Below are 25,216 nucleotides of genomic sequence, written 5' to 3'. Positions count from 1 at the left end.
AAAACAGCCGTTCTCCCTCGGCCATAACTCGCCTCGCCGGTCCCTGAGTGGGTACCACTCCCCCTGCTCACCTCAGGCAAAAGTTGGCCACCCTGAGTCGGCCGCTTTGTTCCTGGGTTCGCTGGGGTGGACAACTCTTGAGGTTGTGTTTCCGGGAAAAAGAAAAGGAAGCCACACGGTCGGGATGCGGGCTGACCTTGCCGGCCGGCATCTGGGTGGACCGTGGGTTGAGGTTGCGGGGCGCCCCCAGGTATCCGTAGCGGCTTGGCGGGGAGAGAAAGGAAGGTCAAGTATCCTCCCGGCGGCGCTCGGACTCGTCAAGCTTCTTCTTCTGCTCTTCCGTCTCCTCATAACGGAACTCGCGCTTGAGCAGAGCGAGGACGGATTCCACGGTTCGCTCTCGCATCTGGAGCTGGAAACTATTGAGGACCATGTTGCGGTTGGGGTCGTTGAACGGGGCGCGGAGGATAGCATTTTCAAACTCGAGACGGGTTTTGACATCCCGCTGGAGGATGGTCACAACGTAGAAGTGGTCGCGGGGTTCGTCGTGGAGGAGGAAGACCGTCTTGGGCGGTTCGGTCCGCTTATCGAGGAGCGCCTGGGCCATCTCGCGGGCAGGATATTTGACGTTTTCGCTGGGGACGATGCGGAAGGGATGCAAGGGTTGCGGCACAGTCGGAATGAGGGGGAAGAGGGGCTGGGCGGTGGGGTTGGTGACGGTCGAAAGAGGAGCGACGCCTTCGATGAGGAAAGGCCGGATGCGGTCGCGGGCTTGCGGGTCGGCAAAGCGGGCAGCAAACTCGAGGCGTGCATCATCGACGACGTATTTGAGCGTCGCGGGCTGGCTTTGGGGGTTGTTGCGGATGGCCTGGGCGAGCGCTTCCGCTTGCTGCTGCGCGAGCCGGCGGGCTTGTTGCCGCTTCCATTCGGCCAGGACCATCGGCCGGGCTTCCGTGTAGGTGAGCGTGCGGCTGGGCCATTCTTCCACGCGCCAGACGATCCATTGCACTGTGCCTTCGGGACTGGTCTGGCGCCGGAAGGGGTCCAAGCGCTCTTCGGGATAGTATGTCGGCAGATAAAGGGTATTGAGGGCTTCGCGCCGGGCAGTGTCGCGCCAGAAGAAGGAGCGGCCAAAGGGGATGTAGGTGGTCCCGCCGTGGCTGCGGGCCGCTTGACGCACCGCTTCCCGTTGAGCGACCACCAGCGGGGCCAGTTCCGGATCGTCTTCCAGGTTCCATTCATGGCGTGGTTCGCGATTGCCGCGCAGGGTCAGCCCCCGGCGGGTCACAAACTCCTGGATGTACTTTTCCACCTCAGCGATTTTGTCTTTTTGCGACGGTCGGAGCCGCCCGTCATTCGAGAGCTTGCGGACTTCATCGATGAACTTCTGGACATCACCGACGAGAATGGTCGGCGCACCGGGGACAGCAGTGGGGGAATCGCCGAAGGCCAAGCGGCGGGCTGTCTCGCGGATCAACTGCTGGGACAATTGCTGCCGGACGGCTTCGAGGGGCAGGGGGCGGGGGATCGCTTGCTGGAACGCGGCATCGGCTGCTGCAAGTTGGGGTAAAAGGGAGGGAGTGGGGAGCATGCTCAGCACCACCGGCACACTGCCCCGGATGCGATGCCGCAGCTCGTAAGCGACCGGCGGGCCTATGCTCAGGGTGACGCTGACGCCGGGATGGCCCCAGGCGGTGGATTGTCCCGCGACCGCGGCCAGGACCGCAGCGGCCGTGGCAGGACGTGCCACCATTGACTCGGACAGCCGCTCGACACTCAAACCGGGCGATTGATAGCGGAACAACGTGGTATCTCGCTGCTCCCGTTCGTAGCGGGCGTAGGCTTGCTGGAGAAGCAATTCACCTCCCAGCGACGGCCCTATCGCCCCGGCCACCCATGCCGGAGAGATACCCGGCAAAGGTACCGTCAAAGCCGAACCAACTTTTGCCTGTTCCTCCGCTTGCCGCAGCAATTGTTCCGCTGCCTGCCGGTAGTACGGCTCCTCGCCGCTGACCCCGAAGTACGCCAGGCGGATGCGCCGAGGTTCCTTGAACCCCGGTGTCTCGCGCGTCGGATTGTAATCGTTGTTCTTGTACTGCTCGAAGAGCCGGCGCAGCTCATCCTCCGTGGGCGATTGGGTCACCTGGTCGAGAAAATTCGCCACGGGAACGGGAATTGCCGCCATCGTAGTGGCGCTGCACTGATCGCGGTAATGCGTGAACAATTCGTAGGCAATGGGGAAAGCCGGGAAGCCGGTGCCCAGTTCCTGGGACATCTGGGGGCTGAGCGAACCCAACAGCGCCGTTTGGGCCAGACGCACCCGAAACTCCTCCCCGATGGCATCCAGGCAGCGCTCCATCTGGAAGCCTTCCATCTGCTGCTGGAGCAGCTTGCGCACTTGTACATCCGAGCGGAAATAGCCGTAAAACTCATCCTGGATCAAGCGGGCCACATCGGCGCGCGTCAGGCGGATGCCCAATTGATCCGCTTTCTTCTGCCAGAGCAGGAATTCGATCAGGTCCCGGCTGTTGCGGTTGGGAACGTTCGTGAAGTAATGATCTCCGCTGCCGCTGAGCATCAAGGACAGGGCGGCGATCTTGGCGCGGGCCGCTTCCTTGTCCTCCGCGCGGGCCTCCGGCAGAGACAGAATCCGCGCTGTGTTCGCCTTCATCCGCTCCAGCAGTTGCGGCACTTGAACCGCCAGCTCCGGATTGCTCGCAAAAAACCGGAGGAATCCTTCCTCCTGGGCCACCTGCTGGAGAATGTTGCGGGCTTCCGGACTGAGTTTGCCGCTCAATTCGCTGACCACGCCGTTGAGGGTGAGCATGGTCTGCTGGGCGGCCAGACTCATGAAGCGGTTGGCCATCACCCGTTGCCGGTTCAGCTCCCGCAGTTGGCCGTCGTACACCTTGCGGCCGTCAATGGTGCAGAGGTGCTCCCCTTTCTTGCCCGCCTGCCGTCCCAGCCACTGCGGCAACCAGTCGAAGAAGTCCGCCCCCCCTCCCAGGCCGCTGGAGAGTGTGAACATGATCATGATGAAGACGGTCAAAATGGCGAAGAGCGTCTTCTGGTTCCGCCGGAAAAAATTGAAGGGATTGTAAGCCATTGCGATTCCCCAAGTTGTATATGGCCGCACCCTGCCAAACCCGTCGCTTTTCCCGCGAGGGGGGTTGACAGGTGTTATATCGTCCTATTAGGGAAATTGGGCATCGATTGCCCTGCCGGTTCGATTGTACGGAATTTGCCGGCGCCAACAACCGCAAACTCTGTCCAGGTGGGCGTTACTCTGGGGACATGCCGCGGGGCAGAGGCGGAGGTCCCGCAAGCCAGAAGGGACAACGCCGGCAGGGATGGACAAACCCAAAGCGGATGAGGGGACCAAAAGGAGCGAAGCATACCCAGCCTCGACCGGCGAGAGGCAAGCCGAGATTGTCTCGATCGGTTGATACAATTGGGGAACCGGCTACCGTTTGAGACATCGAGGTAGCGCTTTTGGACACCGAAGGACCGTTTCTTCCGAGGAGATAAGACACCGTGGCTCGAGCACGCACGAAGCGTACCGCGGAGGAGAATGTGGCGGATGCAACCCCATCCCCGGAATCGGCGGCGGTGACCACCCGCCGGCGAAGCCGCCGCAACGCGGACCCTGCGGAGCAATCCCAAGGCAACGGGAGTGGGGCTGGCGGGTACGATCTGGTCGTAGTCGAATCGCCGGCCAAGGCCCGCACCCTGGCCAAATACCTGGGACCGGGTTACCGCGTGGTAGCCAGTTACGGCCATGTACGGGACTTGGACACCCGCAAGCGCAAAGGCGAAGAGGTGGCCGGTATCCGCATTGCCGACGGCTGGAAGTTACGCTACGTCGTCGATGCCAAAGGGGATGACGAAGACCGTCGCGGCCGGCGGAAATCCGCCCAGGAGATTCTGGAAGAGATTCGCAATGCCGCCAGCGGGGCGCGCCGCATCTTCCTCGCCAGCGACCCCGATCGCGAAGGCGAATCGATCGCCTGGCACATCGCCGATGAATTGCAACTGCCCCCGGAGCGCACCTTCCGCATCCGCTTCAACGAGATCAGCAAAGCCGCGGTGCAGCAAGCCCTGAGCCATCCGGAACGCATCAACAGCAACCTCGTGGCCGCTCAGGAAGCCCGCCGCGCCTTGGATCGCGTCGTCGGCTTTCCCCTGTCCAATCTGCTCGGCAAAAAAGTGGCCGCGCGCTTGAGTGCCGGGCGGGTTCAGTCCGTGGCTGTCCGCCTCATCGTCGAACGGGAACGGGAAATCGAGGCCTTCCGCAGCGAGGAGTACTGGAAAATCACCGCCCTGCTCGCGCCGCAAGGAAGTGCCATCTCCTGGTCGGGCAGCTCCCAGGGCAGCAAAATCTACGCCCGAAAAAAGGGGGATGCCGACAGCGCCGCAGAGAGCGACGACAACGCGGTGGTGGACACGGAAGCGGAGGACAAAGCGGACAACGGCACGGCCGCTTCCAAGCGCACGGGTTTGCCCGCACCGCCGCCGGGGGCTTTCTTCGCCGAGTTGGTCCGCTGGAATGAGGCCGAGGTGCGTCTGCGGAGCGAGGCCGACGCCGATCAGCTCCTGGCTGCCTTGCAGCCGGCTGCCTTCACCGTCGTCAAAGTCGAACAGAAGGAGCGTCTCGACCGGCCGCCTCCCCCGTTCATCACCAGTACCTTGCAGCAGCAGGCGAATATCCGCCTGGGGTTTTCCACCAGCCGCACAATGCAAGCCGCCCAGCGCCTCTACGAGGGGGTGGAACTGCGCGGCTTAGGCCCCACCGCCCTCATTACCTACATGCGGACCGACAGCACCCGCGTGTCTCAGGAGGCCCTTCAGGCCGTCCGCCAGTACATCGCCCAGGAGTCCCAGCTTGGACCGCAATACCTGCCGGAATCTCCCAATCTCTTCGCCTCGGCCAAGGCCGCCCAGGAAGCCCACGAGGCCATCCGTCCCATCGATGTTACCCTCACGCCGCAGAAAGCCCAGCAACTGGGCCTCAGCGGGGATTTGTTCAAACTGTACGACTTGATTTGGCGCCGCTTTGTGGCCAGCCAGTGCAAGCCGGCTGTGGTGGCGGTCACCACCGTCGATGTCGCGGCAGGCGCCGGTTTATTCCGCGCCTCGGGGCGGGTCATCCGCTTCGACGGTTATCGCCGGGTTCTGCCTCCCGTCGGCAAACAGGAAGATGCGGACTTGCCTCCCCTCCAGGACGGCCAAACTTTGCAACGCCTGGAGCTGTACGCCACGCAGCACTTCACCCAGCCTCCGCCGCGCTACACCGAAGCCTCGCTGGTCAAGGCCCTGGAAAAAGAAGGGATCGGCCGGCCCAGCACCTATGCCACCATCATCTCGACCATTCAGAAGCGCGGCTACGTCACCCAGCAGCGGGGACGCTTCTACGCTACCGAAATCGGCAAACTCGTGACCGATAAACTCGTCCATCACTTTCCCCGCATCATGGATGTCAAATTCACCAGCCACTTCGAGGAAGAACTCGACGACATCGAAACGGGCAAATGCCAGTACCAGCAGGTCTTGGACGAGTTCTGGGGGCCGTTCTCGGAGGAGTTGAAAAAGGCCGACCAGGAGATGGAGCCGGCGCGCACCCTGACCGATGAACCCTGTCCCAAGTGCGGCCGCCCGCTGGAAAAACGCTATTCCCCGAAAACCGGCAGCTACTTCCTCGGTTGCAGCGGCTGGAAGGACAAAGACAATCCGTGCCAGTACAAGCGCGGCAGCGATGGCCAGGAGCAGGAAGGCCCCACCACGACGGACATTCCGTGTCCGGCGTGCGGCCAGCCGATGGTGCGCAAGTCCGGCCGTTTCGGCGTCTTCTTCACCTGCTCGGCGGCGCCCCAATGCCCGACCACCATGAACCTGGGACCGGATGGACAGCCGGTCGTCACCACCCTGCCTTCGTCCACACCCTGCCCGCGCTGCGGCCAGCAGAAACTGCTCCTCAAGGCGAGCAAAACCGGCAAAAAATATCTCCAGTGCCCCGATAGCAAGTGCCGCTTCCGTGCCGATGCTGACGAACACGGCCAGCCCGTCCGCCCGCCGGAAACCGGCATCACCTGCGACAAGTGCGGCAGCCCGATGGTGGTCAAAGTGGCCTGGCGCGGCCCCTTCCTCGCTTGCAGCGCCTATCCCAAATGCCGCAATGCCAGGTCCCTTACCGCCGAATTGCGGGAAAAACTCCAGCACCTTCTCCCGCCGCCACGGGAGAAGAAAGCCGCCGCGGCCTCCGTGCCCAATGTCCCCATCTCCGAGACCTGCCCGGAGTGCGGCGCGCCGATGAAGCTCATGAAGTCCCGCTTCGGCCCCGGGTATTACCTCGGCTGTTCCAAGTATCCCAAGTGCAAGGGCAAGGCCAAGGTTTCCCCGGAGCTACAGACCCAAATCGATGCCGCCATGCAACAGCAGCAGTCGACTCCCACCTGATTGCCCGGAACATGGCCGGCCGCTTGGGCAACCCCCTTACGGCCAGATGGAGGGTTGGGTCCGAATTCCGTTGGTTTTACCACAGGCCATTCAGTTGTCAGGAATGACTTCGCCGCCGTTGCGGGTGGCATAAGCCCGCCAGGCGTCCAGGCTAATCGAGTCGCGGATGAAGCGCACGCTGCCATCGCAGAAGCAGATGTTTACGCCGCCGGGATGGTTGCTCCGCGCTCCAAAAATACCGTAACCGCAGATCTGAGCATCGGGGATGTTACTGTTGGGCGGCAGGTAGTGCTGGTAGGCGGTGTAATATTCACGTCCGCTGATCCAGCCCGCACCCCGTTGGCCGCTCCAGCCGCGATTGAGAGGACTCGACAGTGACATCGAGTAGTAAGCGTTCGGATCATAGGGAACGACGTAGCCAGCCGTGAGGCCGGGAATTCGTGGAGGCACGGACGGGTCGATCCACAAGCAAGTGATGTTGAACATCGTCCGCTTCCGTTCATTGTCATTGGTGGGGGCGGGAGCCTGCTGGGCCTGAACCCCCAGAAGGGACTCGCCAAAAGCGGCGGTGTTGCTCGTCCCATCCCGGAGGTCCGTGAGGCGGACGCGGGAGTTGACCCAGGCGATGCCATCCGTCGGTAAGCGAGAGTCGTAAAGGGTGCCCAAGGCCGTCCCGATATTCACGTGGTAGTTGGTCCCGGCATATGTGAAGTCTCTTCCCGTCGCCCCACCCCGCGTTCCTGAGCGGACGGTAAAGGTGTCCGGACTGCCGTCACTGGGGCAGCGGAACAGCGGCAATACAGTCTGCGCCGGTTCGATAAACTGCGGACGCAAGTCTCCGGGACAGCAGCCGATCGTCAAAGAAACATCGAAGGAAAGCATGTTTCGCAGATTCTCCTGCTCTACATACGGAAGCAGACGGGCCTGAATCGAGAAGTTCCCTGCATTACTCCCTTCCAAACTGTTGAAGGCAGGCAACACCTGGTGCGCACTCTCATAGTTATGAAGCGCTAGACCGAGTTGCTTGAGGTTGTTCTGACACTTCAGACGAGCTGCTGCCTCGCGGACTTTCTGCACAGCGGGGAGCAACAGTCCAATCAAGATAGCAATGACGGCAATCACTACCAGCAATTCAATAAGAGTAAAACCTTTGGTCGTTTTCATAGGTCTATCTCCATATAAATAGATCAACATAGTGATATACTATCATAAACATTCAATAATTATACAAAACATTTCTAGCTAAACTATGATCAACTTTGTGCCACTACAGCTTTGGGAAGCCAAGAACATTTCCTCGGCTCAACCCGCTGAGAGTAGCAATTCAACTCATGGGAGAATGCGGGAATATCCGCGGCACGCCCTGGTGGCCAAGGTGGCTGAGCAGAGTCAGACCGGACGGAATCGACACAAAGGAATACCGTCGAGTCCCGGTCTTGCTCTCCCCCTACTACCACCGCCCCGTGAGGTGGACACGAGGGATCAAATCTGGACCTACAAGACGATCCGCGGCAATGACAAAGGAAGCCAGAATCGCGGCGGAGGAGTGGGCGGCTGAGAGGTCAGAGAGATGGTTTGATCCGAATGCGGAACGATAGAGCCGTCGGGTTTGACTTCTGGCGGTGCAATTGCCGTCAGATGAGATACGAGGGCGGGGTCGAGCTGAAAAAGGCCCCCCAGGAGTTTACCGCTACACTTCTGAGCAAAGATTCCCAAGACCCAGCGCATGCGAGGCGTGTTGCCAACCCCTTGGGCTTCCTTCTGTTCGCAGCATTTCGTTGGAGTTTGACTCCGGCAGTGGGGACAGTCAGAGGCCGATTGGGAATTGCCTGCTCGTGTCTCATCATGAGGGGTCCATTTCTCGCCACAGCACGACATCGCCGCTTCGCTGACTTCGCAGCATTCCCTCAGTGCTTTCTGAGATGGGGCCGAAGCAGATTCGATCTCGGAGCAACAAGGTTTGGCCGTGAGCGTAGCTGCGGGTGATTTGGGGGCCTTGACCAACTGGTAGACATGTTCCGGCGGCTCGATACCGTTCGCTTCCGCCCAAGCCAGCTTTTCTTCGAGAGTGAAGCAACAGCAGTCGCCGCTCCAGCATTGCTCGGAACTGAGGCAGCCGCAAGGGCGCGATTGGCAGGGATAGGGGACGCCGTCGGTCGGCTTTCTCAAGCCTGAAGCCGGCAGGGGAAACCCGAAGGTAGCCATCAGGTGGCTGACTAAGGTCAGCGTCACGATGACATGGCGTAGGCAAAGATGAGGAATGTGCCAGGAGCCAATTCGCATTACCGAACTCGCTCATCCTCAAAAGCGCCCATTTTACTCCGTGGGATTGTAGGGGACGATGTCAGTCTCGGCCACTTGGCCTCGGCTGGGTGCTAAGCTCGAGAATGGGCGTGATGCATCCTTCGAGAATTTCGGATTGAGGAGTAATTGGATGCCAGATCGAGGGGTCAAACTGAGGTCGAAGTAGGTTTTTGGGAGTCAAGGAAACCGAGGTTATCCCATGAGGCGGCGGAACTCCTCGAACAGGTAGCTGGAGTCGTGGGGTCCCGCGGAGGCTTCGGGGTGATATTGCACACTCAACAGCGGCAGGCGCTTGTGGCGGATGCCTTCGAGGGTGCGGTCGTTCAGATTGACGTGGGTGATGTCGACATCGCTGGGCAGGGTACGGGGATCGACGGCGAAGCCATGATTTTGCGTCGTGATCTCGACATGGCCGGTGCGTTCGTTGCGGACGGGGTGGTTCGCTCCGCGGTGGCCGAACTTGAGCTTGAAGGTTTTGGCTCCCAGCGCCAGGCAGAGGAGTTGATGCCCCAGGCAGATGCCGAACATCGGGCGCTTGCCCACGAGCTGGCGGATGGTGTCGATGGCGTAAGTGACGGCGGCGGGATCGCCGGGACCGTTGGACAGGAAGATACCGTCGGGATGGAGGCGGAGGATCTCTTCGGCGGAAAAGGTGGCGGGAACAACTGTCACCCGGCAGCCGACTTGGGTGAGCAAGCGGAGGATGTTCCACTTCATGCCGTAGTCGATAGCGACGACATGTTTTTCTGGAGGCCGAGGGGGCAGAATGTGGCGGGCGAGCAAACCGGGGCGTTCCTGCCAGGTGTAGGGTTCCCGCGGTGTCACGGCTCGGACCAGGTCCTGGCCTGCCATCGGGGGTAAGGCGCGGGCTTTGGCCACCAGGGATTGGTCATCGAGGTCTTGGCACGAAATCACGCCGTTCATGGCTCCCCGCAGCCGCAGCCGCCGGACCAAGGCGCGGGTGTCGATGCCGGCGATTCCCACCACCCCCGCTGTCTTGAGGTAGGTATCCAGATCGCTCTGGCTGCGGTAATTGCTCGGAGTGGCTGTCAGGTCCCGCACGACGAAACCGGCCACCTGCACGCGGGCCGACTCCCGGTCCTCCGCATTGACCCCGTAATTGCCGATGTGGGGATACGTCATGGTGACGATCTGACCTGCGTAAGAGGGATCGGTCAGAATCTCCTGGTATCCCATCATCGAGGTGTTGAAGACGACTTCGCCACCGGCTTCGCCGGGAGCGCCGAAGGCTTCGCCGGTGTAGATGGTCCCATCTTCTAGCGCCAGTTTCGCCTGCATGGATCGATCAACTCGTGAATCAGGGCCTCGAACTGTTACGCGATCCGCTCCTGCACGGTTCCGTTCGCTACCGCTTCCGTTCGCCGTCGGATATTTCCCACGCTCTATGGTAGGGAAAAAAACTCTGGCGGGGAGCGAATCGGTCCAGGCGATGTTGCAAAGGTTCCAAAAATCGTAAGATGGAGGAGAGGTGCAGGATGAAAGATTCGGAATCCGGAGGGAAGTGGAGGTGGCCGGTGCGGCGCGGAAGGGCAAGGGGATTGCGGGGGAAGGCCGAGCGTTTGGCCGGCGCGGCTGAGAGATGGGATTGGGGGAAGTGCCAGGAGAAACGGAACTGGGAGATGCGTGAGGGGGCCAGGTGACATGAATGGCGCAGTAGATCGGCGGGCATTTTTGGGATCGGCGGCGGTCTTATCGCTGTCGGCAGCCGGTTACAATCGGACGCTAGGGGCCAACGAGCGGTTGGGGGTGGCGTTTGTGGGCTGCGGCGGGCGTGCTCAGGCGCATATGGATGTGATCCAGCGTTTGGGTGCGTCCGGGGAAGCGGTGTCCGCCGTGGCCGTCTGCGATGTGTGGGATGGGCATGAGGAAGAATATACCACCACGTTCGGGGGGAAGTTGAGCCAGCGGCGGTATGCCCAGGGTTTGTATCCGGCGGCTCGTAAGTGCGGTTTGGACCCGGCCGACCGTCGGCACGTCACCAAGGATTACCGGCGCGTGCTGGAATTGCGGGAAGTGGATGTGGTGTGCATCGCCACGCCGGATCACTGGCATGCCCGCATGACCTTGGACGCCTTGGCCGCGGGCAAGGATGTGTTCGTGGAGCGCCCCATGACGCGCACTGCTGCGGAGGCAGCGGCGGTGTGGACGGCCTGGCGGCAATCTCAGCGTGTGGTCGTGGTCGGCGTGCAGAACCTGGCCGATCCCATCTGGGGACAAGCCTGGGACTATCTCCGGAGCGGGCAGTTGGGCCACGTGGTGCAAGGCCAGACCGGGGCTTTCCGCAACGACATCCGCGGGCAATGGCGGTTCTACCGTCTCGTGGAGTCGATGAATACCCGCACCATCGACTGAAACATGTTTCTGGGGCATCGTTTTGAGGTGGCCGGTCAGCCGCTCGGACCATCCCCCCGCCAGTTGCCGTTCGATCGGGCCACATTTGCCCAGTGGCGCTGCCGGCATGAATTGAGCGGCGGTCCGCTCAGCGAGTTGCTTTATGCCCCGGTGGCGCGGATGCTGGCGGCGATGGGCGTGCGCTTTCCCGCACGCGTGCAGGCGTCTGGTGGGATCTACCTGGAATACGACGGCCGGACCGTGCCGGATGTCGCCACTCTTGTAGCAGACTTTGAGGAAGGGTGCCAGCTCTTGGCTACCGCCACTACCTTGAGCAACTACCCGCTGGAAGAGGTGGTCCGCTGCCGCTTGGGGACCCTGAAGTTCCTCCGCGGCGCGCTGCACATCTTCCGGGACGATCCTTGCCGGGGCACCCGCTATCCCGCCCGGCTGGAATCGCCCCTGACCCCCCAGGAGCAGCTCAGCATCACGCCGCCGCCGAACGAAACGGAAGCCTTGTGGCGGCACTTTTTGAGCTGCGTGCGGGCGCGTCGGCAGAATACCTGGTGCTCGCCGGACCTGGGGGCGGCAGCCGCGGTGCTGGTGGCTCTGGCGGAACAAAGTCTTCAGCAAGGTACGGCTCTGGGCTGGGACGTTTCGCAGATGCAAGCCGTGCCCGTCGATGTGCAGTGGCTGGCCCGCTGGCGGCAGCGCAGCCTCCAACGGGGCCAACCTTCCCACATTCTCGGCTGGCAGGGCGGCGACCAGGGCTGCACTCTGCAACCGCCGGATTATCAACGTCTGGCCGCTCCACCCTCCGGGTGATTCGCAGGTGGCTCGCCAATGGCAGCCTCGAATCCACACAGGGAGTTGATGGAACTGCTGGTGCAATGGGCAGCGTGGCCCGCTGCGGCCCGGTCCCGCTCGCTGGATGTCGCAGTCCGCCTGCTGGCTGATGAACGGATCGCCTGGAATGTCCGCCGGCAGGCAGCCGCCCGGTTGCTCCGGCTGGTTCCGGACCGCCGGCGCTATGTCCGTCCCCTGGTGCGAGCGCTGACGCGGGGTCTGCCGCGGCGCCAGGTCTGGGAATGCCTGCGCTGGCTGCAAGAGGAGGTGCCCCGCTGCGAAGCCCTGGACCGCTGCGTGGCCCGCTGGGAGCGCCGACGCCGCTGGCGCTGCCCCCGCTGCCCCCTACGCCTTCCCTTGGCCGATTTCGCCCGACATCTCTGGTCCGACCACGGCCTGATCATTGACGCCGCTCACCGCCGCGTCTGCTCCCCGCGCCATCTGCTCCTCGATCTGTGGAAGCGCTGGCGGCAAACCCGGAACCCGCAGTGGCTGGACCAAGCGTGGTTCTGGGGAGGCGAAGCCGCCCTGCGCGAGTGGCTCCGGCGCACCTCTGCCAGTCTTGAGGATTTGCGGCCCCTACTCCAGCAGGCTGCCCAGGAGCACTGCGGCCTGTGCCCAGTGTGCTTGTCCCCTGTGCCCGCCTCGGCTCCGTCCCCGTGGCCGCCGTTGACTCTGACTCCCCGGCGGTTATCCACCTTCGGCTGGTCGGTGGACTACCATCCGGGACCCTGGTGGGAAATCGTGACGATTCAGACGCCGCAACGGCGAAGCCTGGTCCGCTTCCGGCCCTCCTCCCGCCTTGGGGCGTGTCTGGCTGCTCTGGGTGCCGCGGGATTGCTGCTCAGTGTCCTGCCTTCTTCCGCTGGGATGGCTGTCCTGCCGGTGGTCTGCGGCCTTATCTATGGCCTGGTCCGCTACTTGCTCCGCTCCCCTGTTCCGCCGGAAGATCGGCTCATTGATGCGGCCTGGCAATATCTGGTGCCGGAACTCGCCTGGCAGCAGCCGGATCATCTCCGCTTTTTGATCCGATTATGCCAGACGAGCCTGGGCAAAGGCGATCCCGCGAAACGGCGCGCCGTGCTCCAGCACATCCTCCATCATCTCCAGGATCAATCCGTGGAGGGGGAGAGCGAATGGTGGCACTTGCGGGGCGTAGCACAGTGGCTGGAGTGGTGCGATGCTCTCCCGGCGGGAATCGATCGGAGTATGCTCCTCGTGAGTTTGCTGTCCCCAGCATTTCGGGGGGAAGTACCCTGGACGTATGCCGAGGCGGTGGCGGCGGCGTATCTGGCCCAGCCCGTGGAATATGGAAGCCTGCTCCGTGTGCAAGTGCTGTTGTGTCAAGAGGCGTTCTCCTCTGGCTGGACACCGGCGGACTTGCAGCTCCTCTGCCTGGCCCTGCCGGCTTTGAACCAGGTGCTCACACCCTCTGGACCCCAGCAATGGCAGTACCTGTACGGTCTGTTTCAGATGAAATTCATTCCGGCCTGGTCTTCCGGCATCGTGAATGTTTTTGAGTGTGCCCAGCGCTGGCCCCATTTGACAGGGCGCTGGCTGGCTGCCTTCCCGGATCTGCTCTGGGTCGAACGGTGGGACCCGGCTCATGAAGCCGTCTTGGGGCCGATCCTGATCACCGCGCGCGGCGTCAGCCTGGCGGGCTACTTCAGTCTCAATCCTGAGGCCGACATCCGCTTGATTGCCCAGGGCAACGGCCTGGTGTTTGACGATCAAGTGGTATACACCTCCCGGCCTTTACCTGCCGATCTGCCCCAACGGCTCCGCGATTGGCTGGGAGTTCTCGATGACTTTCTCCGCCGCCTCCCCGCTGTTTCTCCCGAAGCATCCGAGGGACCTCGCCGTTTGCTCGCCGCTGCCGCCCGCTCGTGCCGCCATTGCCGCACCTCGGCCATCATTTCCCCCGGAGGCATTGGCCGCAGGCTTGCCTCTGCACCATGACCATGCGGGAACCTGAAACAACCCTTCGGAACCGAATCACATCGCACATATTGCGGCGGCGATTGGGGATTTGAATTGACACCACTCACCTGGCGATTGAGGTTATACTTCGAGTCTGGCAAAAAAAAGAAGCCACCTTCTGCGGGTGGTTCCGGGCATTGGGTCGGCAAGTGGTGCGATCGGCTTGGGCGGTAGCCCAGCGTGAATGGGGGTAAGATGATGCAGGGAGGTTCTACCGCCGGGAGGATTCAACGGCTGACGACTTTGTATTCGACGAGGTCGCGGTCGCCAGCCAGAGTGATCTGCTTGTGATAGACTGCGCGTCCATCTTCGCCGCCGAGGTAGAGGTACCACCGGCCGACGGGCAGAGAAGTATCGAACTCGCCATAGGCGTTAGCGGTGACGTAGTGGCGCTGCTGGAGGTTGTCCGCGTTGACGAAGACCAGTCGCGCCCCGCTGCGCGGCGTGATCTGATCCTTGAGGACGACTTCTCCGCGCACGGTGACGGTGGGGCTGGAGTTTCGCGGCAGGCTGGCGGTGCGTTCGGGGCGGACTTGGCCGGACGTGCCGGGCCGCGGGTAGGACATACCCGGCTGGGTGGGAACATTGGGGGGCGGGATTTTATCCGTGCCGCTGCCGCCCGGCGGCATGACACTGGGTACCTGGTCCCGAATTTCCTGGACGCTGGGGGCGGCGGGAGGAATCGCAGCCGGAGGAGCCGGGACCAGCGGCGCCCCATACGACACGCTGGTGGGAGGATAGTAGTAGCTCACCACCGGCTGCTGCACCGTGACCGGGCGATAACTGGTGACCGGCACCAGGGCTGTGCGCTCCACGTAGCTGGTCACCGTGTTGCATTGGCTCCGCAAGCGGTATGAAGTGGTCGGCTGGCACACCCGGATCGGACAACCGGTGCAAGGATCGTAATAGGTCGTGTAACGGTACTCCGTAACCGGTTCGTAGTAGTAGGAGGTCACATTCCGGGTGACCGGCTCGTAATAGGTGGTCCGGACATATTCCGTCACCGGTTGATAGTAGGTGCGCTGGATGTAACTGACGCGGACCTCCGGCTGGGGGCACGGCGGAGGTGGACAGGGGGGAGCAAAGCTGACCCGTGGTCGATCACAGCCGAAACAACACACCTGGAACACGTTGTCCCAACCGGCGCGCGCCAGGTCCGCAGTACCGGCCATCACGGCCGCGCTCAGGACGAAAAGAGGCACCACTGGTCGGCTCATGGCTATCACCCTTCACCATGGAGGAAACCTGCTGAGATCACCTCACTTCTTTAGACTAATCCGTACTCGTGGCAGGTGAAAGTTTTTTTGGCTGCCGCATAACCGCCCCAACTGTCCCTGCGCGTTACAGGCCGTATATTCGCTGCATTCGGCGCCCTTTCGCTATCTTTCGGCCTATTGCCGGCGGTGGAAGACGGCCTGCCGCGGAGCGAATCCGCTCGGCGTTCCGCCTCCGCCGTCTTTGTCCCGCGATGGTCTGAGTCTTCCTGATTGAGCCGTGGCGTCCGGAAGACCCAGTCGAAAGATCCGCCTGATCCCCCACCAGTATGGACGGGTGGGAACGAGCGGAAGCGGAAACGGTTGGCCAGCGGCCAGGGCGAGAAACCTCTCGGGCGACAGCCTTCTAAGACTGCGGTGGCTCTCTCAGGCGGCAGCCTTCTAAGACTGCGGTGGCTCTCTCAGGCGGCAGTCTTTTGGGACCGCGGTGGCCTTTTGCGACCGTGGTTTCTTTCTCAGGCGGCAGCCTTTTTCAGGGCTTCCAAGGCGGCGTCGTAATTCGGATGATTGGTGATCTCGGAGACATACTCGGCGTAGGTGATGGTACCATTGCGATCGACGACGAATACGGCCCGCGCCAGCAACGGCAGCGGCAGCCCACTGCTGATGAGCACGCCCCAGTTTTTGCCGAAGGAGTGATTGTGCACGTCGGAGAGGGTTTGCATTGTCGTGATCTTTTCCGCGGAGCAGAAGCGGCCTTGGGCAAATGGCAGGTCGAGGCTGACGGTGTAGCACGCCACCGCATCCCCCAGGTCCCGAATGGCCTCCTCAAACTTCTTCGTTTGGGCACTGCAAACGGCGGTGTCCAGGGACGGCACCACACTGAAAAGGCGGGCCTTCGCCGGAGTGTTGGCCAGGGTCACCACCTCCAGTCCCTTCAGACAAGTGAAGTCCGGGGCCTTGTCCCCCGCTTTGAGTTCCGGTCCTTCCAGTGTGACAGGGTTCCCCTTGAAGGTGACGCTCCGAGCCATGGTTTGTTCTCCTTTCTCGCAAGGAATACAAGGAACAGTCTCGCTTCCTGTGGACCAGCCTCGCTTCCCACAGCCTCGCTCCCCGCCGGGTTGCACCGTTGGGGACGGGTTGCACCGTTGGGGAAGAGAGTTAGGGATAGCCTATCGCCCCTCGGCATCTGTGACAGGGGGAAACCGAGGCCGGCCTCCGCCAATTCCGCCCGCCGGCTGGCCGCCAGCGGCCCAACAGCTCTGCAACCACGGCTCTGACTCCCGCAGCAGGGTCTCCAAATCGTAGCCGCCGTAGGCCGGGCGGTACGGTTCGAGCAAGCGCCGGGCGGAGTGATACAGCCGCTCCGAGCCGCTACGATTTCCCCGCTCGGCATGGAGAAGCGCCACGGCTAACTGGATCAACCCCTTGTAAAAGGCTCGGGCCTCGCCGGACGCCTCACGCCACAATTCCTCCCACACTTCGTGAGCCTCGAAATACTCCCCGGCCTGGAACAGCTCGACGCCGCGGCGGAATAAGTCCCTCGGTTCCACCGGACGGTCCCCGGAATCGAATGCGAACGGCGGCAAAAACACCATCTGCTCTCATCCTAAGGCGGCCCCCCAATAAGAGGAGCGGTTCATCCCAAGTGGCGGAGGGCTGGCAGGGGTCTGTTTCCCCGCCGAGGGAGGGCAGCGGGAACTCCCGGAGAAGTGTCCGTTGTGATATGATCGTAGCCAGAGGCGGCGGAATGCGGGGAGAGGGAGCCAGAGTCGCTGGAGGGGAGTTAGGGGCTTCGAGAGGGAGCCACGGTCGTCGGATAGGAGCCGGGGTTGCCGGGTGGGAGCCAGGATCGGCAGGTGGGAACCAGGAGAGCGGGGGTAAGGGGGAGGCGATGATCTTTTCCAGTGCGCGGTGTCCGGTAGGGGCGCTGGTGATGTGGTGCCGGGTTTTGCGGCACGGTTTGGCCGCGGGGCTGGATCCCGTGAAGCTCTTCCGCCAGCAAAGCCGATCGGGACCGGCCGTGTTGCGGCCCGTGGCTGCCGCCCTCGCCCAGCGCCTGGAACAAGGGGAGAGCCTGGGCGATGCCCTGGCCGATTATCTGGATTGCTTCCCCCCTCTGTTTGTGGAATTGATCCGCGTCGGGGAAAGGACGGGACACCTGGAAGAAACCTTCCAGGTGCTGGAGGAGTACTACGATCAGGTCCAGTCCATCCAGCGGCAGTTCCGCTCCGCCATGACGTATCCGGTGCTGATGTATCTGGCGGCGGTGGGGGTCATCACCCTGCTGATTTTGATCCTGGGATACCTGGGCGGGCAAGGGCAGGCCGTCACCACGGACCCGTTGGGATTGGGGCTGTCGGGAATCTCCGGCGCGATGATGTTTGTGGCCGTGGCCTTGGGTCTGCCGGTGGCTTTGCTGGTAGGGCTCAAACTCCTGGCGAACAAGGTCCGCTGGCAAAGTCAGCTTGAGGCCTTCCTATTGGGGCTGCCGGGGTGGGGACCGGCTTTCCTGCTCCTGGCGCTCCAGCGGTGCGCCGTGGCTTTGCGCATGGGGTATCAAGCGGGCTTGAGCGTGCCCAAGGTCGTGCGGCATGCTCTGGAGGCGGCCAGCAATGCGGCTTTCACCCGCGGTCAAAGCCGGGCGGTGGCTGTGGTCAAAAAGGGCGGCTCGCTAACCGAAGCCCTGCGAGCTTCGGGCGCCCCCTTTCCCGACGAGTTCTACGAATACGTCCAGTTGGGGGAACAGACGGGCAATTTGCCGGAGGTCATGGAACGGCTGTCCCCCAACTACGCTGAGGAAGCGGCCCGCCGCTTGCGCTCCGCGGCCACCGCTACCGCCTGGGCCATCTACGCTCTGATTGCCCTGATGATCATCCTGGCAATTTTCCGGATCGCTTCGATCTATCTCAACGCTCTGGGGCAAGCCGCCGGCTGACTCCCACTGCGGCGGAAGTGTGACGGAATCATCACTGGCTAGGGAGTTACTGGTTAGGGACGTGGTTGCCGATCATCACGCGTCGGAACGCTGCGGCTAGAAGTCTCGACTTGGGACGTGGCCGAAACAGGGGTTGGCGTTCTCCGTGCTTTCCTCCGTGACGCCTCCCTGTCAGCAGCGGCTCTGGCGGAAGCCGAGGGATAGGGAGCGGAATCTCCCGCCTGGCAGGGCCTATTTCTATCCAGCGGCGGGTGAGCCGACCCATTGGCGGAAGGCCGTGATGGCCTGGCGAGCGGCTGACTCAGCATCCGGCAGCGGGAGCACCTCCGCCGACAGATAGCCGTCGTAGCCAATATCGCGCAGCGCCTGGATGATCGGGGGAAAGTTCGTGTGTCCCCAACCGGCGGCCCGACGGTTAGAATCGCTGAAATGCACATGGCCCAGTAGCGGTCCGGCCCGCCGCAACGCCCCCGGCAGGTCGCTTTCCTCGATGTTCATGTGAAACAGATCGGCCAGCAGACGCACCTGGCGCAGACCAGCTCCCTGGATGAATGTCGCCGCGTCGGCAAGCGTATGGATCAGATTCGACTCGTAACGGTTGAGGGGTTCGTACAGCAGGGTAACGCCTAAGGCCTCGGCATGCTCGTCCAGTTGGAATAGGGCGTGCCCCAGATAGCGCAGCGCCGTGGCTTGGTTCAGCCCGCCGCTGGCTTTGCCCTGCATGGCCCCGATGATGATCGGCGCCGAAAACGCGGCGGCCAAGTCCATCATCCGCCGGGCGTAATCTACCGCCTGGGAGCGGATGCTTTCCTCACTGCTGGTGAAGCTCAACTGATGGCGGAACCAGCCGGCTCCTGTGCCCACCGCGGCCAGGCTCAATTGGCAGTCGTCGAGCACCTGGCGGAGTTCCTCGGCCTCCACCGCCTCGGGGTCTTCCGGGAACAGTTCGATGGCGTGGAAGCCGAGTGCTGCCGCACGTTGACAGGCCTGGACCAGATCGCCAGTGAAAACGAACGGTCCCTGGCGGACCTCCGGAATCAACGACACAGTGACCGCTGCCCGCATGATAACACCCTCAGAAAGGTCTGGGTGGGCCGGGGGATGGCCGCCAAGGGCTGGGCCGCGCCGGCGGTGGGGACGGCACTTGCGTTCCCGCAACGTTCTGGTTCTATGGCCTCCCGGCTTCCTCCTCCCAGGAAGCGGGAGCGGAAGCGAAGCCGCCGGAGCGAGTCATTTCTCCGCTGCTAGCCGCCGCTGAGGTTGGTTCGGCGGGACCGCGGGGGAGTGATCCACAGGGATCAAGCGCGGACCAGAGCCGCGTAATCCTCCTGAAGCATCTGGGTGATCGGCCCGATGGGATACTCGTGCTGATCGACAGCGGCGACCGGTTGGACTTCAACCGCGGTACCGGTGAGGAACACTTCGCTCGCGCGGGCTAGCTCTTCAGGCCACATTTCCCGTTCGACGACCTTGAGGCCACGCCGCCGGGCCAGGTCCATCACGGTCTGACGCGTGATGCCGTTGAGGATGGTTTCCGGCGTGGGAGTGTGCAATTCTCCGTTGATGACTAGGAAGAGGTTGGCGCCCGTCGCTTCCGAAAGCCGGCCTTTGTAGTCGAGCATGAGGGCGTCCTGGAAACCGGCGGCGAGGGCCTCGTCCTTGGCCAGGGTGCAGATGATGTACAATCCCGCCGCTTTGCTGCCTGCCGGGGCTGACTCCGGACTGGGACGCTTCCAGCGGGCGGTCATCAGGCGGATTGCCTTCTGCTCGTAATACGCACCCCACGGGAAGGCGGCGATCATGGTATGCACCTTGGTCCCCACGGCGGATACGCCGATCGTTTCCGCCCCGCGCCAGGCCAGGGGACGCACATACCCCGCTTGCAGCCGGTTTTCCGCCACCACCCGCCGCGTGGCCGCGTCCAGCTCCTCGACCGAATACGGCACCTCATAGGCCAACATTCGGGCGGACCGATGCAAACGCTGCGAATGCTCCGTCAGCTTGAACACCTTGCCGTTGTAAATGCGCGCCCCCTCGAACACCGCGTTCCCATAATGCAAACTGTGCACCAGTACGTGCACCTTGGCTTCCCGCCAGGGCACTAACTGCCCGTTGAACCAGATCACCCCATCCCGGTCGTCCATCGGCATGAGCGCTGCCATACTTCCCTCCCAATTCCAACCCAAAGGCCCTTTGGCTACAGTGTAGCATCCGGCGGGTCAAACTACCATTGATCCCCGCTAGCACAATGGAAGCAAGGCTGCCGGACTGCGGCGCTGCCCCAGACCGGATAGTGCCAGGACTGTGTCTGTCCCATCCAGAGCGGACGCGGCCTACAATGATCTCAGATGCCAAGCGAGGCTGACTGGACCATAAGCCAGGCGGCGCACGTGATAGCCTGACGCTCATCGGCGGGCATTCTCATTCGGCGGACGCCCTTGCTCATTCGGCGGACAACCTTAGGAGGAGGAAGCAGCGCTCCGCCAACTATCGGTCGAAGGAAGGAGGAATCCTATGCCGCGTTTGACGGTGGAAGGAGTCGGCACGTTTGATGTTCCTGCGGGAAAACGTCTGGTCTTGGCTCTGATCGATGAGGCGGGAGTGGACCAGTTGCATGCCTGCGGGGGGAATGCGCGCTGTACCACCTGCCGCGTGGAGTTCGTCGCCGGGGAACCGGAACAGATGACCGAGGCGGAAAAGAAGGTGCTCGCCGAGCGCGGCTTGCAAGGCGTCCGCCTGAGTTGTCAAATCCTCTGTGATCACGACATGACCGTCCGCTGCATCAGCCGTCTCGCGGGAAGCGGACGGACGCATCCCGGCCCTCGCCCCGCCGATGCCATCACTCCGCCGCCCGTCTGGGTGAGTAAGTCCTAGGACGGAAAAGTCCCAAAACGGACAGGGAGCATGGTTCTGCCTTGCATTTGCGACTACGTTGTTGGCTGGAGAACGAACGCCGGTCTAGGGTGGGGCCTGCCGCCCCGCCTGGGCTTTGGTGTGAGCGACTTGTGAGCGATTCTCCAGGGACAGGTGTCGCGGCCAGGATGCCAGCAGCAAAAGGTGCAGCCCTTCCTAGGGTGTGGGCAAGGGGGAAGGCTGGCTGCTGCCCGCCGGGAGAGTCGGAGGGGCGGGGGCTGGCCGGTTCCAGGGAAGCAGGCCGCTTTGCCTGACCAGAATCGCCGCCAGAATCAGAGCGGCGATGGTGCCCAGAATGGACCAGAAAGCGGAGGGAATCGGGCTGCTCGATCGAGAAGCTGTGGGCCCGCCGCTTTGAAGCGCAGGAAAGATACGCAGCAATTCCTCGGCGAGCATCGTCGCGTTGGGATAGCGTTCCTCCGGCGATTTCCGCAGGCAGCGCTGCACCACGCTTTCCACTTCCCCTGGGATATCGCCGCGCAACTCACGCAACGGCGGTGGGGGCATGAAACGGACCCGGTCCAATGTATCCAGGAGGGTATCCCCCTGAAGCGGCACGCGCCCCGTGAGCAATTCAAACAGGATCACGCCGAGCGCATAGACATCACTGGGGGGACCGACCCGGCGATTGTCCCCTGCCGCTTGCTCCGGCGCCATGTATTGCGGGGTGCCCAGGATGGCTCCGCTAGCTGTCTGCAACGAATGCTCCAACTGCTTCGCCAGCCCGAAGTCGGCAATTTTGGGCACGCCATTGACGATGAGGATATTCCCCGGCTTGAGGTCGCGGTGGGTGATGCCGACTTGGTGGGCCGCTCCCACGGCGCGGGCCAGGGTGTACACCAGCCGGATGGCTCCCACCACGGACAGGCGCTGGCCTGCCAGCCATTGCTGCAACGTCCCTTCCCCCGCATACTCCATCGCCAAATAGGTCAGTCCCTCATGCTCCCCGATGTCGTACACCTGGATGACATTCGGATGCTGAATGCGCGCGATGGCCAGGGCCTCGTGGCGAAACCGTGCCAGGTCCAACTCGCTCGCGTAGACTCCCTCCCGCAGCACCTTCAAAGCCACCAGGCGGTCCAGCTTCGTCTGCCGGGCCTTGTACACAATCGCCATGCCGCCGCGCCCCAACTCGCCGAGCAGCTCATAGCCGGGAATCGAAGGCAACGGACGGCTCGAAGAAGACCGCACGCCGGAACCCCGTTCGGCGGAGTCCCCCGCCGGCCTCGCCGCCACCCCCACCGTGCTGACCGTTCCCTCGCGATCCTGCGGCAACGGCAGCGTCTCCTGCTGGCTGATCCGCGAGGCCTCGGGCGCTTCCGCCTCAGCGCCGCTTCCCTTTCCCAGCATCGTCTGCTCGGCACTCTGGGAACGGTTCTCTTCCTTCTCCGCTCCGGGATGAGCCGGCGGCTCCGGCGAGGATGGCGATGGCTTGCGGCTGTCCGAAGACTGCATAATGCACCAGTATAATCCGTCGCTTGACCCAAGGAAAGCACTTTTGGTCGGAGCGGAGAAGTTAGAAGTTGAGAAGTCAGATAGTCAGGTCTCACTGAGAGCGGTCCCGCGACATCCCTGGCGTGTTCGGCGGCACCATTCACTCAGGAATAGGCCGGCGGCCACGCCGCCGCCGTCGATGAGCACATCCCGGAGCGAACCGTGGCGGTTGGGGACCCACGTCTGGATCAGCTCGGTCAGGCCGGCGTGGAGCAGCAGCAAGCCAGCGACGCCCCAGCGCCAGCGGGACCTCAGTCCCCCCGTTCCGAGTAGGAAGAGGATGAAATACATGCCAAAGTGCACGGCCTTGGAAAGCCAGAATCGCCAGTCCGCAGGCAGTTCCTGTTCCAGCGCCGCCGGGACGGGATTCGGTTCCACCAGCTTCCACGTCCAAACAATGAGCAGTGCAACAAACCCAGCGCAGAGCCAAGGCCGTAGTCTCATCGGCATGAAGATACCGCAGGGCCGAGTTCAGCGGCAAGACGAGCCTGGAGGTATCGGAGGCTTCTGGCACGCCCTGCTTTGCGGCTTTTGGCACGCCCTGCTTTGCGGCTCAGGGTTTCAGGCGGGGACGCCAGCGGACCACCAGATCGTCCGCCTCCCGCTCGTTGGGGTCATCGAGGTAGCTACGGGCGGCATCATCCCGGCCATTCGGTCCCACGCTATAAACCAGGACCATTTCGGGACTGACCTGGTACACCAGCGGCTGATTGCGGAAGCGGTCCAGCGGCACCTCCGGCAGGTACTTCCCTGCTAGTTCCTGCAATTGCCGGGGATAGCGCCCCTGCTCGCAGCGATACAGCTCCAACGCGATTGCCGCTTGCAGCAACTCCCCGCATTGCTTGCGCCGCAAATGGGTCTTATGGAATTTGGGCAGAAAATCGCTGGACATGAAGAAAAGGGTCATTCCCGCGTAGCGTCCTGTCATTTCCTGCAATCGCCAGGCGCGGGCTGCATCTTGGCCTTCCTCCTTCTTCCAGGCTGCGATTTCCCGCTCGATCTCGCGCCCTAGCTCTTCCAGGACCTTGGGGTCTGGCCTCAACGCTTCCAGGGCCGTGGGATCGTAAGGCTTGTTCCCGTGCTGCCGCAGGTAATCCCCCCAACGCAGATAGCGCGTGATGAGCTCCCGTTGAAGGGTCACCCATCCCTCCACCGTAATCGGGACCTCTTCGAGTTGCCGGGGCAGAGGCGGAAAGGGCCGATTGAACGATGCCTGCATCCCCTTGATCGCTTCGGCGTAGTTTTTGGGGGCTTTGTGTTGGAGATGATCGAGCACTGCGGCCATTTCGACGATCACGCCGCGATGGGTGATCCAGTCCGGCTCCGGGAGTGCTCGGAGTTGCCGCAGGCATTCCGCGAGTTGCCGGGGGGGCAGGGCGGCATGCTCCAGAAACGCCTTGGTGGTCTTGAAGAGAATGCCGGTTTCCAATGCTACGCCTACCAACCCTTCGATGATCCACATGCCCTGGGCGAGATGCCGGCTGAGCCGGTAGGCGGTCAGAATGTCCTGCCACGCCCCGGCTGTATCGCCGTTGCCGAGCTTGTTCATCGCCCGCAAGGAGAAAGCCAGGGCCGCCTCCCGCAACGCCTGGATATGGGGAAGCAGATTATCCCGCAAGGAGATGGTCGTGCCATCGTCGCACAATTTGTAAGCGGGGTTGAAGTAATGCGGTCGTTCGGCGGCGTGGCGGAGGTGTTCCAGGGCCTTCTCGTTCCTCCGGAGCCAGTCAGCCAGTTCCGGCGCTTCCTTGTCCTTCCAGGGGATCGCCGCCAGCAAAAAGAGTTGGTCGTAAAGTTGCTCCGTTGCTCTTTCCGGCAGGCGGAGGACTTCCCCGGCGTAGCGGTACAACTTGATGAAATCCTCCTTGCTTCCTGCGGGACGGGGGCAGCCCAGATACTCGAAGTATTCCGCGGGTAGGGAGCTTCCTCCTTCCGGAGTCGGCCCCAGCGCTTGCCAGATGAGCACGATGGCGTTGGTTTGTGGCGTCACGGACCGGCCCAACAGAGCATTGACCGCGGCGGCATAATCGAATGAGCCTTCCTGATCGATCCATTCGGCCACGGGGTCCGGTCGCGGCGGCGGAGCGACTTCCGCGGAAGGAACCGCTTGGCTCCCCGCGCTTCCCAAACTGGCGAACAGCCCCAAAACGCCCACAAAAAGCAGACTCAGCACCAAAAATGGCCGTTGGCCGAGCGTGGTGCACTTCCAGATCATGCGGGACATGGACCAAACTCCTGTCTGTCAGATACAAGAAATGCCGATGGCTGCGCTGCGGAGTCGATCTTCTGCTCCGTCGAAGTGCGGCTCTGTGTCATGGCCTTGGCACTCGGCTATGCAGAAACCCTCAATCGAGCCGCCGCCACATTGGCTCCATTTTACCGCAAGTTGAAGCGCTTCGCCAAGCAAATTCCCGCCCGCCGCCGAACTGCCGAAGCGCTGAACCTGATCGGAGGGGAGAGTAATCGTTTGGGCAAGCGCACGACAATCGGGGGCGAATGCTTCGGAATTGAGTCTCCCGAAGCGAGCCGTGGTGTAAGGGATGAACAGCGGCTGCGAATCCTCTGCGCTGGAGGGGCACGCCGTCTGCCGGAATAATCGCTGGGATACGCAACGTCCCTTTCCCAAGGGGGTGGAGAATGGGGATAATAGGCATAGCCAAGATGTGCCGATGGCCGATGGAAGCCACGTAGGAACAGGAAATAAGGGGGCCGATTGTACGGA

General features: G+C 62.6%; 19 protein-coding genes. 8 read left to right on the top strand and 11 right to left on the bottom strand.

The window, feature by feature from the left end; genetic code table 11:
• Positions 1 to 286: 286 nt before the first annotated feature.
• Positions 287 to 3,106, bottom strand: a complete 2,820-nt coding sequence (locus H0921_RS11690) for a hypothetical protein (RefSeq protein ID WP_194538266.1) — start codon at positions 3,104 to 3,106, stop codon at positions 287 to 289.
• Between the two features lie 428 nt (positions 3,107 to 3,534).
• On the opposite strand from H0921_RS11690, the gene topA reads away from it, so the two are divergent.
• Complete coding sequence (gene topA / locus H0921_RS11685; protein ID WP_194538265.1) at positions 3,535 to 6,453, top strand: type I DNA topoisomerase; 2,919 nt, start codon at positions 3,535 to 3,537, stop codon at positions 6,451 to 6,453.
• Between the two features lie 90 nt (positions 6,454 to 6,543).
• Here topA and H0921_RS11680 read toward each other — a convergent pair whose 3' ends face one another.
• Positions 6,544 to 7,617 carry a DUF1559 family PulG-like putative transporter gene (locus tag H0921_RS11680; RefSeq protein WP_194538264.1) on the bottom strand — a complete coding sequence of 358 codons (1,074 nt, stop codon included), beginning with the start codon at positions 7,615 to 7,617 and terminating at the stop codon, positions 6,544 to 6,546.
• A 175-nt stretch (positions 7,618 to 7,792) separates the two neighbouring features.
• On the opposite strand from H0921_RS11680, the gene H0921_RS11675 reads away from it, so the two are divergent.
• The gene (locus H0921_RS11675) at positions 7,793 to 8,011 is read left to right on the top strand and encodes a hypothetical protein (protein WP_194538263.1); all 219 of its coding nucleotides are present in this window, start codon (positions 7,793 to 7,795) and stop codon (positions 8,009 to 8,011) included.
• Between the two features lie 938 nt (positions 8,012 to 8,949).
• Here H0921_RS11675 and carA read toward each other — a convergent pair.
• Entirely contained in the window at positions 8,950 to 10,056 is a 1,107-nt protein-coding gene (gene carA / locus H0921_RS11670) for a glutamine-hydrolyzing carbamoyl-phosphate synthase small subunit (protein ID WP_194538262.1), read from the bottom strand.
• Positions 10,057 to 10,419: 363 nt separating this feature from the next.
• On the opposite strand from carA, the gene H0921_RS11665 reads away from it, so the two are divergent.
• From H0921_RS11665 to H0921_RS11655, 3 genes are read left to right on the top strand one after another with little or no spacing between them, the layout of a single operon-like run.
• Complete coding sequence (locus H0921_RS11665) at positions 10,420 to 11,130, top strand: Gfo/Idh/MocA family protein (RefSeq protein ID WP_194538261.1); 711 nt, start codon at positions 10,420 to 10,422, stop codon at positions 11,128 to 11,130.
• A gap of 3 nt (positions 11,131 to 11,133) precedes the next feature.
• Positions 11,134 to 11,934, top strand: a complete 801-nt coding sequence (locus H0921_RS11660) for a hypothetical protein (RefSeq protein WP_194538260.1) — start codon at positions 11,134 to 11,136, stop codon at positions 11,932 to 11,934.
• Between the two features lie 18 nt (positions 11,935 to 11,952).
• The gene (locus tag H0921_RS11655) at positions 11,953 to 13,914 is read left to right on the top strand and encodes a hypothetical protein (RefSeq protein WP_194538259.1); all 1,962 of its coding nucleotides are present in this window, start codon (positions 11,953 to 11,955) and stop codon (positions 13,912 to 13,914) included.
• Between the two features lie 248 nt (positions 13,915 to 14,162).
• Here the strand turns inward: H0921_RS11655 and H0921_RS11650 are convergent, their stop codons facing one another.
• From H0921_RS11650 to H0921_RS11640, 3 genes are all read right to left on the bottom strand, one after another.
• Positions 14,163 to 15,152, bottom strand: coding sequence for a hypothetical protein (locus H0921_RS11650; RefSeq protein ID WP_194538258.1), 990 nt, complete (start codon positions 15,150 to 15,152; stop codon positions 14,163 to 14,165).
• A gap of 512 nt (positions 15,153 to 15,664) precedes the next feature.
• On the bottom strand, positions 15,665 to 16,180 hold the full coding sequence (tpx, locus tag H0921_RS11645) for a thiol peroxidase (RefSeq protein WP_194538257.1): 516 nt from the start codon (positions 16,178 to 16,180) through the stop codon (positions 15,665 to 15,667).
• A 141-nt stretch (positions 16,181 to 16,321) separates the two neighbouring features.
• Positions 16,322 to 16,747: a DUF309 domain-containing protein gene (locus tag H0921_RS11640; protein ID WP_194538256.1), complete on the bottom strand. Its 426-nt coding sequence runs from the start codon at positions 16,745 to 16,747 to the stop codon at positions 16,322 to 16,324.
• 296 nt (positions 16,748 to 17,043) lie between these two features.
• On the opposite strand from H0921_RS11640, the gene H0921_RS11635 reads away from it, so the two are divergent.
• Positions 17,044 to 18,087: a type II secretion system F family protein gene (locus tag H0921_RS11635; RefSeq protein WP_194538255.1), complete on the top strand. Its 1,044-nt coding sequence runs from the start codon at positions 17,044 to 17,046 to the stop codon at positions 18,085 to 18,087.
• Positions 18,088 to 18,324: 237 nt separating this feature from the next.
• Here H0921_RS11635 and H0921_RS11630 read toward each other — a convergent pair whose 3' ends face one another.
• Both H0921_RS11630 and H0921_RS11625 read right to left on the bottom strand, forming a co-directional pair.
• Positions 18,325 to 19,152, bottom strand: coding sequence for a sugar phosphate isomerase/epimerase family protein (locus tag H0921_RS11630; RefSeq protein ID WP_194538254.1), 828 nt, complete (start codon positions 19,150 to 19,152; stop codon positions 18,325 to 18,327).
• A gap of 233 nt (positions 19,153 to 19,385) precedes the next feature.
• Complete coding sequence (locus tag H0921_RS11625) at positions 19,386 to 20,249, bottom strand: branched-chain amino acid aminotransferase (protein ID WP_194538253.1); 864 nt, start codon at positions 20,247 to 20,249, stop codon at positions 19,386 to 19,388.
• A 352-nt stretch (positions 20,250 to 20,601) separates the two neighbouring features.
• Between H0921_RS11625 and H0921_RS11620 the strand changes: the two genes are divergently transcribed.
• Positions 20,602 to 20,961 (top strand): 2Fe-2S iron-sulfur cluster-binding protein, encoded by a 360-nt coding sequence (locus H0921_RS11620; protein WP_194538252.1) that lies wholly within the window; start codon positions 20,602 to 20,604, stop codon positions 20,959 to 20,961.
• Between the two features lie 195 nt (positions 20,962 to 21,156).
• Here H0921_RS11620 and H0921_RS11615 read toward each other — a convergent pair whose 3' ends face one another.
• From H0921_RS11615 to H0921_RS11605, 3 genes are all read right to left on the bottom strand, one after another.
• The gene (locus tag H0921_RS11615) at positions 21,157 to 22,455 is read right to left on the bottom strand and encodes a serine/threonine-protein kinase (protein WP_194538251.1); all 1,299 of its coding nucleotides are present in this window, start codon (positions 22,453 to 22,455) and stop codon (positions 21,157 to 21,159) included.
• Between the two features lie 84 nt (positions 22,456 to 22,539).
• A complete protein-coding gene (locus H0921_RS11610; protein WP_194538250.1) occupies positions 22,540 to 22,944 on the bottom strand; it encodes a VanZ family protein in 405 nt (134 codons plus the stop codon).
• 103 nt (positions 22,945 to 23,047) lie between these two features.
• On the bottom strand, positions 23,048 to 24,718 hold the full coding sequence (locus tag H0921_RS11605; RefSeq protein WP_194538249.1) for a hypothetical protein: 1,671 nt from the start codon (positions 24,716 to 24,718) through the stop codon (positions 23,048 to 23,050).
• Positions 24,719 to 24,808: 90 nt separating this feature from the next.
• Between H0921_RS11605 and H0921_RS11600 the strand changes: the two genes are divergently transcribed.
• Positions 24,809 to 25,090: a hypothetical protein gene (locus H0921_RS11600; RefSeq protein WP_194538248.1), complete on the top strand. Its 282-nt coding sequence runs from the start codon at positions 24,809 to 24,811 to the stop codon at positions 25,088 to 25,090.
• Positions 25,091 to 25,216 lie beyond the last annotated feature (126 nt).

Origin of the sequence: Thermogemmata fonticola (assembly GCF_013694095.1) — a bacterium.
In the GTDB taxonomy this organism is placed as follows: Bacteria; Planctomycetota; Planctomycetia; order Gemmatales; family Gemmataceae; genus Thermogemmata; species Thermogemmata fonticola.
The sequence above is the reverse complement of the archived record's forward strand: the minus strand, read 5'-3'. Positions and strand labels throughout refer to the sequence as shown.